Source organism: Kitasatospora sp. NPDC001132 (genome assembly GCF_053598415.1).
The window spans coordinates 1-14,806 of the sequence record NZ_JBSFKF010000068.1 but is presented as its reverse complement, the minus strand read 5'-3'; the positions used below and the strand labels follow the sequence as shown (position 1 = coordinate 14,806).

Here is a 14,806-nt window from a genome sequence, read left to right as displayed (position 1 = left end):
CCCCGTTTTGGACCATGGCCGGACAGGGGCCGAACGGTCGCGGGGCGTGGCTTGGCGGTAGGCCGTTCACCGGCGGGACAGGTGCCGGTGTGGCTGGCGACGAATGCCAAGTTGCCAGACCGCGACGGGGCCCGCCAAGACCCCCGGCTACGATCCGCCGTCGTAGCGAGGAGAGTGGCTCCGATTCGAAGGAAGGGCCCGTCCGGAGCGATCCGCCCTCCTTGACCTGCGCAAATACCACCCGCCCTTCGTAAAAAGCGGACAAAACGGACATTCCTAGCCGTCGTCGTGCCCTGCATCCGCATGTGAGCGCACTCACCGCCCCGGGCCCGACAGCACCACCGGTCGCCCCACCCCCATCACGCTGAGTCAACGCCGACCGGGCCGTCACTGTGAGCGCCCCCCCCCCCGCCGATGCCGCGACGACGCCACCGCCGTCGGCCCGCCCGGTCGGTACGGCACCGCTGCGCTTCCGCCCGTCACAGATCCTCGCCAGAGAGGTGCGCACCAACCTCGACCCGAACGACCCGGCAACAGGGTGCCGCTCTTCGACTGCCACCAGCCCGGCTGATGCCGATCAAGATTGTTTGGCAAACGATCAAGATCACCTGCCACGGGGACAGGAGTTGTCCAACAACGCGCCGCGGGGCCGTTCGCACCCACCGGGTTTTCCCGAACCGGCCTCGGACGGGGAACGGCTCTGGCATGCTCACCCGAATGCAGTAGGCCCGGGTAACCGGGGCCTCACACAGAGCAAATACCGGGTCGGGGTGGAGCAGTGCAGTACACGATCAGCGCGACGGCGTTCCTGGCGATCATCATCGTCCTGCGGCTCCGGCGCCGCACCGAGGCCCGCAGCCGCGCCGACGAGGCGCTCACCGTCTTCACCGCCGTCACCTTCGGCGTCCTGATCGCCGCCACCTCCTGGGGCCACGCCATCCTCCAGCTCGTCGGCGTCGCCGCCGAAGCCACCCACTGACCGGGCGGCCGGACGGGCCAGGGCATGGCCGCCGCCCGGCCGCCGTGGTTGCGCGCCGGCCCACCGGCGCAGCCGCGCGGGGTCGAGGGGTCGAGGGGGGAACGGTTCGGTGAGGCGTGGGGCGGGTCGAGTTCGAGCTGCCTGCGCCTGGCTCACCCCGGCCCGAGCGCCAGGTCGGCCTATGACTCCGCCGTGCTGCGCAGCAGCGGCACGACCGACAGGACGCCGCTCAGGTGCCGCCCGCCTGGGTCAGCTGAAGACGACCGGCCCGTTCGGCAGTTGGATCGTGTTCGTACACCCCAGTGGCGCCTTGTCGATCGCCTGGCGGGCGAACGCCACGGAGAGATCGGCCATCTTCTGCCGTCCGGGCGGCGGATTGGACGAGCCCGCCGATGTCCGGAGTTCGAGGGCCGCCGTGTAGTACCAGGTGCGGCCCGGATCATCGGGCGTCGTCCTGACCACGCAGGGGAAGCGCACCACGGAGGAGCGCTGACCGGCTTCGCCGTCGGAGAACGGCAGGAAGTCCTTCGCTACCTGCTGTCCTTCGTTGTGGATGCGTTCCGCCTCGGTGGCGGCGCCGACGGCGGTAACGACCAGCCTCTGCTGGTTGTTGCCGATCACCGTGCACGACAGGTAGGCCGGTGTGGACTCTGTAGGCGGTGTGAACGTCGCCTGCACCGTGGCCGTCGAGGTGGAGTGCAGGATCTCGCTGAATCGCTTGTCGTCAAGGGTGCCCTGGCACTCGCCGAGCGGGATACGAGCTGCCGGTTGTTGAGCGGTGCCCGGGTCCTGGGTCCGCTGCCACAGGAACAGGCCGCCGGCCACGACGACAAGTAGGGCGGCTGTGGCCAGCCGTGATCGACGGACCTTCACCCGTACGCTTCTCCTTTCATGGCAGCCGGTGTTCTCGCCGGCTGCGATTTCCGGTGCCGGGTCGGCGCGTTTCCCGCTGCCGTCGACCCGGCACCGCGGCATGTGGGTGTCACTTCTTTCCGTTGGCGGTACTGTTCGCCCCGGCGCCCACCGCGCCGCCCTGCGCGGCCTGACCGCCGACCCGTGCCGCGAGGTCCTCGATCTGCGCCTGTGTCAGGGATGAGCCCTTCGCGGCGTCCCGGACCGCCTGGGCCGCACTGATCGCGTTGGAGTTCCGGCCCCCGTCCGACTGCTGGCCGGCTTCCGCCTGGGCGGCCGCCGTTGTGTCCTGCTGGACGCTCGCCGTGACCCCTTGCAGGATCTGGTCGACGATGAAGTCCGATGCTTCGGATGCGCCGGCCGCACTGGCAACACCTCCGGTGATGCCGCCCAGGGTCGTGCTGAAAGCTGTCTTGGCCCAGAATGAGCCGTTCTGAACCGCGTCGTTGAACTCCTTGTCCGAGGCGGCGTGCTGCTTGAACACCGCATCGGCCCGGGCTTCGTTGAGTACGCAGGCCACCGCTCCTCCGGCGTTGGCGGCGTTCTCCACCGGGATGGCGAGCTTCGCGGTGTCGGTCTCACCACCGGCGAAGGTCCCGTGGATCAAAGCCGTGGTGTAGGCCTGCTGGGCGTTGATGACGCTGCCGTAGGCCCCCGGGTCGCGACCGATGACGTTCAGCACGGAACGGACGTCGGACGTGCTGAGTCTGGCCGGTTCGCCGTTCACGGGCAGCGTGTGGTCCCACGGTGACATCGCGCGCTGGATGTCACCCATGTAGTCGGCGGTCATGTTCCCCAGGCTCGGCCGTAGGGCCGCCACGGGTGCGCCGGCACCGGACTTGTCGGTGATGCGGGCGAGGCTGCCGCCCTCGTCCCGTCCGAACTCCTTCATGACCTTGCTCATGACGTCCGCCTGGTCGGCGGTGTGCTTCGCCGGCGTGGAGGGCAGGTCGTCGTACGGGTGCCCGCTCGTCGCGGCCTCCAGAGCGTGCCCGAACGCGGTGGGTCCGCTGGCCAGGGCGCCGGCCACGATGTCCTTGTTCTGGGAGACGGTGTCTCCTCTGAATTCCTTGTCGTGGGCCAGGTAGTGCAGGTAGTCGGCGGGTTTGGGGCTGCCGCCGGGGTTGACCGTGCCGTCGGTGTTGTAGGCGGTGGGCTTGTCGTGGAAGAACTTGGTGGCCGCTTCCGGGCTGTGGGCCAGCGCTTCCATGATTCCCGTCACCGGCTCGAATCCGGCTCCGCCGTCCTGCCCGAGGATGTTGAAGCCCAGCCGTTCGGGGCTCTTGCTCAGAAGCGCCGGACTCCAGAACCGCATGGTCGGGTGCGTGTCCTTGGAGTCGAGCTGGAGGACGTGCTCGGCGATCGGATTCAGGAAGTGCGGATCGTAGTTCGCGGTGCGCAGGATCCCGGCCAGCACCTGGTAACCCCGTGGGACCCATGGCTTGCCTGCTGTTGTCTCCGGCGTCTCCCAGAGCGGCTCGGCTCCGGCCTTGCGCAGGTCGGCCGCCCACTGGTCCGACAGGTGTGGCTGGCTGGTACTGCGTGTGGCGGTGGCCAGCGCGGTCCCGAGGTTCTTCTGCAACTCCTGGTACTGCTTCCAGCGGGCGCCGCTCGCGCCCGCGACACTGTTGTCGTCGCCGACCATGCTGTTCCAGAACATCAGAAGTCCCTTGGGGCCGATGTCCTGGTAGAACCTGGTCGTGAACTGCGCGTCGGCCGCGTGCGTGTGCAGCAGGCTGTTGAGCTCGACGAGTTCCGCGTCCGACAGCTTGTTTCCCTTGGCGGCCAGCTGGACCGCCCGCTTGGCGTCCGCTTCCGCGCCGCCGCCGACGGCCTGTGCGTTGAAGGATCCGTCCTTGTCCGTGGAGGCGTCGGCGCGCAGGGCGAAACAGGCCCGCTCGTCCGCCTCCGAGGCGTCGCGAAGAACCGCGTCCATCCGGGCCCGGATATCGCCGGCCTTCGACCGGTACTTGTCGTGATACGCGGCCGCCGCCTGTGGATCCTGCCGGATCGCCTTGTCGGGATCCGGCCAGCTGACCGTACCGTCGGCACTGACGGTGAGTCCCGCCGCGACCGCTTCGGTGACCAGCGCGTTCGCCGTGTCCTTGGCGGCCTGGATCTCAGTCGCCGCCTGCCGCAGCACGGACGCCAACGCAGCCGCTTCCACCGCGGCCGCGTCCAGCTGATCGTTACCACGCTGGAGAGCCGGCTTCGCCGACTCGGCGCTCTTGCCGCTCCACCCGGAACCGTTCACCTTGACGACGACGCCGCTGTTCCACTCGCCGTCCAGCGCCTTCAGCTTCGCGGCGACCTCGTCCCAGGCACCCGCGGCCGAACCCAGGCAGTCCACCTTCGCGTTCGTCAGGTCATGAAAACCCACCACGACGCATCAACCCCCGTTGGGCTGGAAGGTACCCGCGATGGCCGCATTGGCATCGCGATAGTTCTTGGCCGTCGACCGCACGTTCTGCGCGAGCCCGCCGATGACCTTCGAAAGCGACTGAATCTGCTTGTCCCAAGTCGCAGACGCTTCCTTGCACGCCGCGCCGATGCCGAAGCCGGCGAGCCCGCCCGCGACCGCGGCCATCTCGTCGTCAGCGCTCTCGCACTCGCCTCCCAAACGGCAGTTGATCTGGTCGGCAGTCGCGGCAGCGCTGTCGAGCGACGCCAGGTCGACCGAGAAGCCGCCGGCCGCCGCGCCGGCCGAGTTGATCTGCGTCCGGGCAGCCTCCTGGCCTCTGGCTTTCGCGGTCAGATTGCCGTTCGCATCGTATGCCCACGGGTTCATCATGCGGTCGAACTCGGTCATGCGATCAGACATGGACCGCCCCACCCCCTACGGCTGATCGAAACCAGCCCTCCCCTAACGAAAGACCGTTCGATCGTACCCATCAGCTGCGCAGCGCATACGTCCGATTCCGCAGAGTCCGCTCACCCTGACCCAGCCAACACCAGTGCGACACCGAACGGCTGGGGTGAGGCGTAACAGCCGGCGTCGCCCGTCGTCCTCCTCAACGGGTGAACGATCAGCCCGCCGACCACATCCGGTTCCGCTCTGGGCAGGTCTTGGCAGCGGCCTGTAGGCGTGAGTCCCGAGGATCCGCGCGGGTGCGGCTGCCCGCATCGAGCCCACGCCGGCACCGACCGACCCGCTGCCGTCCAGGTTCGGGTGGGAGGTGAAGCGGACGGGGCGCGGAGCTGTGTCCAATCGTCGCCGTGCCACTGCTCCCAGTGGTGATCAGATAGACGAACTCTGCTGCCGGCTGCATCAGCCTCCACCCGCCTTACATTCCAACTCCGCGCACCGTAGTGTGAGAGCCCGTCAGGGCTACAGAATCACCCGACCGCGCGCAGCCGGGAGCGGCCGGCCTTGGGTGGGGTGGCCGGCGCGACGCGATGACCGCCGCTCATGGAGTCACCATCGCCTCCTACCTCCCGTCACATCCGCACGGGTACGCAAGCGTGTTCTTCTCCTCTGACGCTGAGTCGCCTCGCTGAGAGGGCTTGGGCCAGAATCGGCCACGGCTCGACTCGGCAGGGGTTGGCCCGGCCGACCAGTGACCGTGGCGTGGGCTAGAAGCAATGCCATGTAGATAGCGCCTCGGGCGGCTTCGTCAAGTGGGCTGAAATGGGACGGAGCTCCCTGCTGGAACCGTGTCGACCAAGATCACTGTTCGGCTAGGAGCTCCGTGGGTGCTCAGTCTGTCATCTCTCGCGAAGTTGTGGTTGCCGCAGGGGCGTTCGCGCCCGTCCATCTCGGCGAATTGACCCGGATCGTGCCGTTCGAGATGGTCGACGAGGCGTTGGCACAGACCGGCAGGATGCAGGCCCGGGTCCCGGATCTGCCGTCGCGGGTGGTGGTGTATCTGCTGCTGGCCGGGTGTCTGTTCCCCGGGCTGGGCTGGCGGCAGGTGTGGCAACGGCTGACGGCCGGCCTGGACGGTCTGCCGGTCGCGGACCCGACCGGCGGTGCTCTGGCGCAGGCCCGCAAACGGGTGGGCGCCGAGCCGCTGCGCTGGCTGTTCGACCTGCTGCGCGGCCCGGCCGCCGGAATCCGCACCACCGGGACGTGGTGGCGGGGGCTGCTGGTCTGCGCGATCGACGGCACGACGATCGCGGTCCCCGACAGCCCGGCAAACCTGGCTGTGTACACCAAGCACCGCTGCAACAACGGTGGTTCGGGGTATCCGGCGCTGCGGCTGCTGGTCCTGGCGTCCTGCGGTACCCGTACCGCGCTGGACGCGGTGTTCGGACCGACCGCAGACGGTGAGACCACCTATGCGCCCCGCCTGCTCCGCAGCCTGCGCGAGGGCATGATCGTGCTGCTGGACCGCGACTTCGCCGCCCAGAGCCTCGTGAGCGCCATCGCCACCACCGGCGCCCACGTCCTGGTCCGGGTGAAGAACGGCCGCCACCTGCCCGTCCTTCACCGCAACCGCGACGGCTCCTACCTGGCCAGACTCGGCACCGTCGCGGTTCGCGTCATCGACTGCGAGATCACCATCGCCACGGCCACCGGCCGCCACACCGGCCTCTACCGGCTGGTGACCACCCTGACCGACCACCGGACCCATCCCGCCGCGGAACTGATCGCGCTGTATCACCAGCGGTGGGAGACGGAGACCGCCTACCTGGAGATCAAGTCCACCATCCTGGGCGGCCGCGTCCTGCGTGCCCGCACCCCCGCCGGCCTCGACCAGGAAGTCCACGCGCTGCTGGTCACCTACCAGGTCCTGCGCCTGGCCATGGCCGACTCCACCGGCACCCGTCCCGGTGTCGACCCCGACCGGGCCGGCTTCACCATCGCCCTGAACACCGCCCGCGACCTGATCATCCAGGCCGTGGGCGTCATCGCGGACCCCGTCATCGACCTCGTCGGCACCATCGGCCGACGAGTCCTGGCCCACCTCATGCCCGACCGGCGCATCCGCACCCGACCCCGCGTCGTCAAACGCGCGATCTCCAAGCACAACGCCAAAGGCACCATCGACCGGACCAGCTACAAAGCCACCATCAGCATCGACATCGTGATCACACCAGACCCGTAACGGAAGCCCGCAGCCGCTATCTACACGGCATTGGGGCTAGAAGAAGCCGGCGGGACTGTACCGCATGAGGCCGTCGAGGATCTCGCGCAGCCACGGGCTGCGGACGGCCGGCAGTCGAGCCAGGGTGTGTCGGAACGTTCCCGAGTCGGCCCGGAACAGGTGCCGGGGGCGCGGCGCGGGCGGGTCGAAGTCGTCGCGGAGGACGCCGTCGGGTAGGCCGCCCGACGCGGGGACGGGCAGGTCCCGCTCGGGGAGAACCAGCCACAACCACACCCCGAACGGCAACGGCACCGGGTACGCCGCCGTGTCGGCCGGGGCCCAGACTTCCCCCGTCTGCGGATGGGACGGCACGAGGAGGATGTCTGCGTCCCTGCCGGGAGTCGGCCGTCCCGGTCCGGCCAGGACTGCGCGCCGCGCCGGCGGACCCGCGGGCAGCAGGGCGTCGAGCGCGCGTTGGAACACCTCCCCGACCAAGCCGTCCGGCAGGATCACCGGCCAGCCCCCCGAAGCCACCAGCAGGTGGGCGAACGCCCGCCCGGCCGCCGCCTCCCACTGCGGGCTCCACGACCACCAGTGGTTCGACCAGTGGCCCGCCCCCATCCGCGACCTCCATGTGACGATCGGCTCGAACGGGGGCGTGCGCTTCCCTTCCGCCATCAGCTCCGCCCAGGTGAGCGGTGCCACGTCGGCGCCTTCAACGGGGAGGCGGCGCACGGCGTTCGGGGCGAGCCACATGGCCTGCCAGAGCGAGCAGTCGTCGATCCGGCTCGCCACGGGCAAGGCGCACTCCACGCAGGCCACGTTGGGGCCGTCGGCCCCGTCAAGGCCGCAACAGTAGCCGCCTCCGCGATTGTCCGGGATCAGCACGGTTCCGCGGGCGTCACCGGGCGCGATGACGATCGCGCCCGGCGCGCCGTCGGACAGGGCGTAGACCGGCGCGTAGACACCGCGGGCGGCCGCCTCGTCCGGATGGATCTCCTCCCACGTCCGCCACGGCGGCCCCCAGGGCTCCGGGTCCACGGCGAAGGTGCCCGACTCCATGAGTACCGGAAGCTGAATCCCGTTCCCGTACGTCTGATGGGCGTGGACCGGCAGGGCGACCCGGGACAGCGGAGTGGTCAGCTCAGCGCCGCACCCCGCACACACGAAAACGAACAAATGTCCTCCGTCTGGGAAACGGAGGCATCATCGCAGCTCGGCAGCGGCTGGCCAATCGGTTTCCAGAACCCTCTGAGGCTGGCCTCTCCGCCCACCCGGGCCAGCTCCGCCCGGCGTCGGTACCAACCCGCCATGTGTGCTCCCTTCTCGGGATCCGTACACGACAGCGTTCCACAGCCGGGCCGGGGTCACCGCTGATGCGCAGATAGAGGGCGAGGTTGGCGGCGCAGGCGAGGGTGAAGGGGTGGGCGGCGCCGAACAAGCGCCCGTGTACCGCGTGGAGGCGGATGGTGGGGTCCCTGGCGAGGGTGTGGGTCCCGGCGGCGCTGTGGTCGACGCGTCGATCCACAGGACCAGGTCCACGGCGCCCGTCCGCAGTGCCGTGTGGGCGCGGTGGGCGCAAGCCTGGGTCTTGCCGATGCCCGCCGGCCCGCTCAGGACCCCGGCGCCGCCGGCCCGCAGAGTGCCGTCCGGGGACGGGCGGTGGCGGTAGCAGTCGGCGACGGCGGGCAGCGCACCGATCTGTACGGGCCAGACCGGGGCCGCGGTTGCGGCACCGGGGACGTGGACGTCGCGCACGCTTCCGGCCACCACGCCACCGGAGTTGACGAGGCCGTTGCGGCTGTACACGCGGGCCTGTGGCCCGGGAGTGCCGCCGGGAGCGGTCAGCGCCGTCGTCGCCTGGAGCGGCTGGCCACGGGTGTGGGCCGCGGCGGCAGCAGCGTGTCCCGGTCCCCGCCGGGCGGGGACCGGGACACCTTCAGGAGGGCTAGCAGGTCCAGCGGTGGGAGCGGAGGTGGACGCCGGTGCCGCCGTTCTGCGAGAAGTTGCCCTTGGCGCCGGCCGCCGTGCACACCACCCGCTGGCCGGTGTAGTCGGCACCGGTGTAGAAGCCGACGGGCCTGCCGGACGTGCCGTGGTTGTAGACCGAGCGGACCTTGGTGGTGGCGGACCAGCTGCAGGTGTCCCCGGCCTGCCAGTCCGGGTCGTCGTAGGGCCAGGCGCAGACCTGTCCCGTCCCGTCGGGGCCGCTGTAGGCGCAGACGCGTCCCTCCACGCACGACCACGGGTCCAGGCCGGCGTGGGCGGGCTGCGGGGCGGCGAGCAGGGCGGCCGCGGCTGCGGCGAGCGAGGCGATCAGGCCGAGGCCCTGACGGGCGGTGCGTTCCATGACGATGGTCCTTCCGGTTCGGGGGTGCGGGCGGTGCGAGGGGGTTCAGGCGCCGGGCGGGCTGACGTAGCCCGAGACGGGCTGCTGGTTGGTGCTCACCTTCGAGGGGTCGAGGCGGGTGCGGACGGCGACCGCGTCGCCGAGGTTGCCGTCGACGGTGTCGAGGGTCCCGTCGCGGTGGACGGCGGCGACCACGCCGACGTGGCCGGGTGTGCCGCCGTCCGGCTCGCCGTAGATCACCAGGTCGCCCGGCTTCGGGGTGTAGGCGCCGCGCGTGTGGAACAGTCCCTTCTCCCTGCCCCACTTGCCGATGCCGCGCGCGGCGAGGACGTCGGGCGTCTCCTCGATCCCGGCCTGGTGCCACGTCCACTCGGCGAAGGCCGCGCACCACGGAGTCTTCGCGCAGGATCCGCCGTTCCTGTGGTAGGCGAAGTACTTGTCGCAGGAACCGGTCTTCTCGGGAGAGGCGCCGTCGGGGGTGATCTCCCCCCGGGCCACCGAGACGACGCGGTCCCGCACGGTGGCGGCGGACACCGCCGGAGCGGCGGTCGCCGTGCCGAGCACCGGCAGCAGGGTGAGGGCGGCCAGCGCGGCGGCGGTCGAGATGCGCCTGTACAGCTTCATGAGAGCTCCTCCATTGGGGTGAACCGGTCCTGCCCGTCGCCCGGTCGCCTCCCCTACAGTCGGCGGGCGTGCCGGAGGCACACGGGGACCGGGAGGCGGTGGCGCGGCGGGAGTCGACGAGTCAGCGAGTCGGCGAGTCGATGCGATGTCGTGGGACCATCCTGCGGACGCTCCCTGGCCGTCACCAGGCCCCTCGGCCGGCGTGGCGTCCCAGAGCTCGCCCACTTCCCGTCCCACCGCTCCGACGTGCGGAAACGATGCATACCGGGACAGCGATTGGGACAACAGCGCATGCATGACGAACCGTCGGACGAGACCGCGGGGGCCACGGCGGAGGAGCGGGAGCGCCCCAGGGTCCTGCTCGTCCGCGCACTGAACGACGGGCTCGGCGCGTGCGGCCTGTCCCTGGACCGGGTGGCGGCCCGACTGCGGGACCGGCTCAGCGGCTCCAACGTCCGGGGGCTGAGCACCTCCTCGATCAGCCGCTACCTCGACCCGAGCCGCACCGAGCTGCCCGACCTCGCCGTCCTCGCCGAACTCGCCCGGATCTTCGGCACGGACCCGGCGGAGCTGGCCCGCTGGCAGCGCTGGCACCGGCAGGCCAGGCTGGCGGCGGACCACGGGCAGCGCGACCGCCGCGTGGCGCGCCGGACCACCGCCGCCGTCCCCACCGCCGCGGCCGCAGCCGTACCGGTCCCGGCGCGTCCGGAGGTCGCTGACGGGCCACCGAACGCCCGGCCGGCGGTGTGGCGGGTCGCGCGGCAGTGGCGGCGCCGACGGGGTGCGGCGTCCGGGGCCCTGGCGCTCGTGGCCGTGGCCGTGGTCGTGGCCGGCGGGACGCTGTGGGCGGGGAACGGCGGGCCCGACGACACCGCCTCGGTGGTGACGGCGCCGTCCGCGGGCGCGGCCCGGCGGGGGCCGGCGGCGGAGTCGGCGGAGTCGGCCGAGGGCCTCGCCCAGGCGGTGGAGGTCGGCGCGCTCGGCGGGGACAGCCGCTGCTCGGCGCCGAAGGCCGGGCCGTCCGGCACCTGGCTGCGCGCCTGCGCGATGGTGCAGCCCCGCCAGGTGTTGTTCGCGGTCCGGGTCGACAATCCGACGGACGCGCCGATCGAGGTGACCGCGAAGGTGGCCGGCTTCTGGTCGGGTGTCCTGCACTCCTGTGACCCCGGGCGCTCCGTCCTGCACACCACCGTCGCCCCCGGGGCCACCTTCACCAGCGATCCGGAGGAGTGCGTCACCCCCCGCCGCGGCACACCGCTCGCCTACCAGGCGGAGGCCTTCGTCGCCGCCGGGAACGGGCAGCAGTGGGTCGGCCACATGCTCTCTCCGAACGCCCACGTCTACCCGGACCGCGAGACCCTGTGGCGCTGCCGCGGCGACGTGCCCTGCTAGGGATCGTGAACGCGACCCTCTGCGTCAACCGCACGGACGCCCCTGTGCGTACCCGCCCCGGTCCGGGCCGACAAGAGGTGGGTGGTGGAGCGGATCCACTCGTCGTCACACTGCGTGTGCTCATCCGCCGCGTCCCCGCGCTACCGCCGGGTGGCCGCCCCCACCAAGCCCTGAAGTAACGCCTACTGGTGGGCGCCCTTGACATTGGGCTGGGTCTTCTGGTTGTAGATCTCCTTGCCGTCCGCGTTGTAGGCGTGGACGTAGGAGGCCGGGGGGAAGGAGTTCGCGTTGTGGCCGGTGGAGATGGCGGCCGTGTGGACGAACGCGCCGCCCGCCATGACGGCCGGGTACTGCGTCGGGTCGTCGCCGTAGCTGATGGTGACCTTGGCGACATCGGGCGTGTAGTGCCCGGCGCCCAGCGAGAGGTACTGCCCGGCACCGGTCGGCGCGCTGAAGCTGTCGAAGAACTCGACCAGGTGACCGGCGCCCCACAGGCGGTCGTTGATGAACGTCGCGGGGACGGACATGCTGTTGCCCTTGCTGCCCTTCGACTCGCACTGCACGTACTGGTCGCCGGAGTTGACGGCGACGACCACGCCGTCGGTGTCCGAGGAGGCGACGGGAGTGCGGACCGCGATCACCGCGTGGTACTGCGACGCCTCGGAGCCCAGGCAGGAGGCCAGGATCTGGGCGGCGGTCCCGGCGTCGATCGGGGCCGTCGCCGTGCTGGTGACGGTGAAAGCGGCCGGGGTGGCAGTCACAGGGGTGGAGGACGAGCCGCTGCCGGAGACCACCGGGGCGTCGGCCGAGCCGGCGCCGTTGGCCGTGGCGGCGGGCGCCTCGGCGGGCTTGCCGTGGGCCGTGGGGGTGGCCGTGGGGATGCCGGGCGCGGCAGTGGCCATTCCCCCCGCGGTCGCGATGGCCGCGGCGGTGGCGGTGGCGGCGATGAGCATGATCGGGCGGATGCGCATGAATCCGTGTCCTTTCCTGCGGGCGTCCGGTTGACGCCGGCACCCCTGTACGCCTCCCGACGCCCGGCAGGTCGCACCTCGCACCCGTGATCCAGGTCATAGGCCGTCGGTGCGACCCCGGGGCGGCGCTCGTGCGTACAGGGCGGGAGGCTCCGCCCAGGACACACGGCTCCACCGCCGCGGCCGAGGAGCGCTTCCTCGCGAGCCGCCTGTGCCGTGAACTGACGGCCAGTCCCAGAAGAGAGGCCCTTGATGACGCCACAGGAGTTCGACGCGTTCTACGCCGCGTCCTTCTCCCGCCTGACCGGGCAGCTGTACGCGTTAACCGGCAACTGGTCCGAAGCACAGGACGTGGTCCAGGAGGCATTCATCCGCGCGTGGGACCGAAGGCGCACGTTCGACCCGGACGAGGCCCCGGAGGCATGGATCCGGACCACGGCCCGACGGCTGGCACACTCCCGCTGGCGGCGTCTCACCCGGGGCCTGCACTTGGCCGGACGCCACCACCGCCAAGAACCCCCCACCGTCGAGCCGCCCTCCGAGGAGCACCTGATGCTGGTCGCCGCGCTCCGCGACCTGCCCGAGGCACAGCGAGGCGCCCTGGTCCTGCACCACATGTGCGACCTCTCCGTCGAGCAGGTCGCGGCCGAGACCGGCGCCAGCGTCAGCGCCGTCAAGAGCCGCCTCGCCCGCGGCCGGACCGCGCTCGCGGCCAGACTCGCTGACCAGACCCCCATCAGCGAGGAAGGAAGGCTCCGTGTCTGACCCCGTCCACGACACCCTCGCCGACCGGCTGCGGCTGCTCGGCACGCAGATGCCCGCACCGGCCCTGCCCGCTGCGGAGATCCGCCGACGCGCCGACCGGCGCCGCCACCTCCGGCACGCCCTGGGCGCGACCGCGGCCTGCACCGCGGCAGCCCTGTGCCTGGTTCTCCCGTCCGTGCTGCACTCACCGGGACCACAACACTCGGCGGGGCCACAACACTCGGCGGGGCCACAGCACTCACCGGGACCACAACAAGGAGCAGCCGCCACGGACGCCCCCTCCGTGCCGGCTTCCCCCCGGCCCCCGGCCGCTTTCACCGTCACCAGCACGGCGACGGCCCCGATCGACGCCGGGACCGCCGCCCAGATCCTGGCCTCCTGCCTGGGCTCCGAGGCGTCGCAGTACCACGCGGTGATCGCGGTCCGCACTCCCGTCGCCTCCTCGGACACCGACGGCGTGGTCGTCGCCGTCAACTCCGGCGACCAGTACGTGCAGTGCGAGTCGAAGGGCAGCAAGGGCAACAGCATGTCCGTCCCCGCGACGTTCATCAACGACCGCCTGTGGGGCGCCGGTCACCTGGTCGAGTTCTTCGACGGCTTCAGCGCGCCGACCGGTGCCGGGCAGTACCTCTCGCTGGGCGCCGGGCACTACACGCCCGATGTCGCCAAGGTCACCATCAGCTACGGCGACGACCCGACGCAGTACCCGGCCGTCATGGCGGGCGGCGCGTTCGTCCACACGGCCGCCATCTCCACCGGCCACAACGCGAACTCCTTCCCCCCGGCCTCCTACGTCCACGCCTACAACGCGGACGGCAAGGAGATCTACAACCAGAAGACCCAGCCCACGGGCAAGAACCGCTGACAGAACGCGCTGTTCGGCGCGGTGATGTTCACACCGGGCGAGGTGGACGTGCCTGCCGGAGCGGGGTTCGGCGGCGATGGCGTCGAGCCGCGGCTTCGGGAGCAGCCCGAGGACGAAGGCGGAGATCTGGACCGGTGAGAGGCCGCCGACGGCGTCGGCGTAGGCGCCGTTCACCACCTGCTCGCCCAGGTGGCGCCGCAGGACCCGGCGATCCCGGAGCTGTCCGGCCGGTCGCGGCCGGACAGCCCGGTGTCGTCGACCCGATCCACGGGTCGGTCGGGCCGAAGTGCTCGAACAGCGCCTTTCGGGCGCGCTGTTACACCGTTCCGGCGCAGTTGGTGAACGTCGGCCGGGTGCGGGCACTGTATATGCTCGCGCCGCCGTTGGCGTCGTACTTGAGGGGCACGGTGATGGTGTCGTCGGCGGTCCACGGGAAACCCTGGGCGTCGAACGTCCAGGTTCCGGTGGCCTTGGTGGCCAGTTCGGACAGCGTGACCCGACGCTCAGGCTTCCCCCCACTATGAGATCGCTCGCTCCGGCGCGTGGAAGCGGAGTCGCCCACCGACCGCCGTCGGCACCCCGACTTGGCTTGAACCGCACAGCGGTTGCGCCGCCTGACGCCGTTGCGCTCCGTGCTCGAGATGAAGGCGCCCACGACCTCGTGGTCCAAGGCGGCCGTCCGGCGGCGGTGGAACGCGGGGTGGAGACGGTGCTCCGGCAGGGAGTCGAGGTGCCTCGGCCGCGTCGGGGCGAGTCCCTCTCCGGTGACGGCTCCCGACTCCGGCGACCTTCCGCAGTACCAGGGTGTCCGGATCGGTGGTCGCCCCCTGGCGGGAACAGGGACGGGCAGTAGGATCGGCGCGTTGCATCCCGCATACCGCTGGTAGGAGACTTTTCATGGCTCAGGTCACGCTGAAGGGC

General features: G+C 71.1%; 13 protein-coding genes. 5 read left to right on the top strand and 8 right to left on the bottom strand.

All coding sequences use genetic code 11. The features are described 5' to 3' along the window. Positions 1-778 precede the first annotated feature (778 nt). On the top strand, positions 779-979 hold the full coding sequence (locus ACWDBE_RS38670; RefSeq protein ID WP_449793472.1) for a hypothetical protein: 201 nt from the start codon (positions 779-781) through the stop codon (positions 977-979). Positions 980-1,228: 249 nt separating this feature from the next. Here ACWDBE_RS38670 and ACWDBE_RS38665 read toward each other — a convergent pair whose 3' ends face one another. From ACWDBE_RS38665 to ACWDBE_RS38655, 3 genes are all read right to left on the bottom strand, one after another. Further along, on the bottom strand, positions 1,229-1,852 hold the full coding sequence (locus ACWDBE_RS38665) for a hypothetical protein (protein ID WP_449793473.1): 624 nt from the start codon (positions 1,850-1,852) through the stop codon (positions 1,229-1,231). Positions 1,853-1,961: 109 nt separating this feature from the next. Then, positions 1,962-4,274, bottom strand: coding sequence for a hypothetical protein (locus ACWDBE_RS38660; protein ID WP_449810317.1), 2,313 nt, complete (start codon positions 4,272-4,274; stop codon positions 1,962-1,964). Between the two features lie 6 nt (positions 4,275-4,280). Continuing rightward, a complete protein-coding gene (locus ACWDBE_RS38655; RefSeq protein ID WP_449793475.1) occupies positions 4,281-4,700 on the bottom strand; it encodes a type VII secretion target in 420 nt (139 codons plus the stop codon). A gap of 880 nt (positions 4,701-5,580) precedes the next feature. Between ACWDBE_RS38655 and ACWDBE_RS38650 the strand changes: the two genes are divergently transcribed. Next, on the top strand, positions 5,581-6,939 hold the full coding sequence (locus tag ACWDBE_RS38650) for an IS4 family transposase (RefSeq protein ID WP_449810316.1): 1,359 nt from the start codon (positions 5,581-5,583) through the stop codon (positions 6,937-6,939). 36 nt (positions 6,940-6,975) lie between these two features. Here the strand turns inward: ACWDBE_RS38650 and ACWDBE_RS38645 are convergent, their stop codons facing one another. The 3 genes from ACWDBE_RS38645 to ACWDBE_RS38635 form a co-directional block, all read right to left on the bottom strand. After that, complete coding sequence (locus tag ACWDBE_RS38645) at positions 6,976-8,097, bottom strand: hypothetical protein (protein WP_449793478.1); 1,122 nt, start codon at positions 8,095-8,097, stop codon at positions 6,976-6,978. A 769-nt stretch (positions 8,098-8,866) separates the two neighbouring features. Then, on the bottom strand, positions 8,867-9,268 hold the full coding sequence (locus ACWDBE_RS38640) for a peptidase inhibitor family I36 protein (RefSeq protein ID WP_449793479.1): 402 nt from the start codon (positions 9,266-9,268) through the stop codon (positions 8,867-8,869). Between the two features lie 45 nt (positions 9,269-9,313). Continuing rightward, complete coding sequence (locus tag ACWDBE_RS38635) at positions 9,314-9,892, bottom strand: CHAP domain-containing protein (protein ID WP_449793480.1); 579 nt, start codon at positions 9,890-9,892, stop codon at positions 9,314-9,316. A gap of 291 nt (positions 9,893-10,183) precedes the next feature. Here ACWDBE_RS38635 and ACWDBE_RS38630 point away from each other — a divergent pair, with 291 nt between their 5' ends. Further along, a complete protein-coding gene (locus ACWDBE_RS38630) occupies positions 10,184-11,284 on the top strand; it encodes a helix-turn-helix domain-containing protein (protein ID WP_449810315.1) in 1,101 nt (366 codons plus the stop codon). A 182-nt stretch (positions 11,285-11,466) separates the two neighbouring features. Here the strand turns inward: ACWDBE_RS38630 and ACWDBE_RS38625 are convergent, their stop codons facing one another. After that, a complete protein-coding gene (locus ACWDBE_RS38625) occupies positions 11,467-12,255 on the bottom strand; it encodes a hypothetical protein (protein ID WP_449810314.1) in 789 nt (262 codons plus the stop codon). A gap of 252 nt (positions 12,256-12,507) precedes the next feature. Here ACWDBE_RS38625 and ACWDBE_RS38620 point away from each other — a divergent pair, with 252 nt between their 5' ends. Both ACWDBE_RS38620 and ACWDBE_RS38615 read left to right on the top strand, forming a co-directional pair. Then, on the top strand, positions 12,508-13,020 hold the full coding sequence (locus ACWDBE_RS38620; protein WP_449793657.1) for a SigE family RNA polymerase sigma factor: 513 nt from the start codon (positions 12,508-12,510) through the stop codon (positions 13,018-13,020). A gap of 283 nt (positions 13,021-13,303) precedes the next feature. Beyond that, on the top strand, positions 13,304-13,885 hold the full coding sequence (locus ACWDBE_RS38615) for a hypothetical protein (protein ID WP_449810313.1): 582 nt from the start codon (positions 13,304-13,306) through the stop codon (positions 13,883-13,885). Positions 13,886-14,201: 316 nt separating this feature from the next. Here the strand turns inward: ACWDBE_RS38615 and ACWDBE_RS38610 are convergent, their stop codons facing one another. Continuing rightward, entirely contained in the window at positions 14,202-14,447 is a 246-nt protein-coding gene (locus ACWDBE_RS38610) for a hypothetical protein (protein WP_449790213.1), read from the bottom strand. Positions 14,448-14,806 lie beyond the last annotated feature (359 nt).

What these genes read in the sequence shown, in the direction of transcription:
- ACWDBE_RS38625 (WP_449810314.1), bottom strand. Translation starts at nt 12,255, where the DNA reads ATGCGCATCCGCCCGATCATGCTCATCGCCGCCACCGCCACCGCCGCG.
- ACWDBE_RS38620 (WP_449793657.1), top strand. Translation starts at nt 12,508, where the DNA reads ATGACGCCACAGGAGTTCGACGCGTTCTACGCCGCGTCCTTCTCCCGC.
- ACWDBE_RS38635 (WP_449793480.1), bottom strand. Translation starts at nt 9,892, where the DNA reads ATGAAGCTGTACAGGCGCATCTCGACCGCCGCCGCGCTGGCCGCCCTC.
- ACWDBE_RS38630 (WP_449810315.1), top strand. Translation starts at nt 10,184, where the DNA reads ATGCATGACGAACCGTCGGACGAGACCGCGGGGGCCACGGCGGAGGAG.
- ACWDBE_RS38640 (WP_449793479.1), bottom strand. Translation starts at nt 9,268, where the DNA reads ATGGAACGCACCGCCCGTCAGGGCCTCGGCCTGATCGCCTCGCTCGCC.
- ACWDBE_RS38655 (WP_449793475.1), bottom strand. Translation starts at nt 4,700, where the DNA reads ATGACCGAGTTCGACCGCATGATGAACCCGTGGGCATACGATGCGAAC.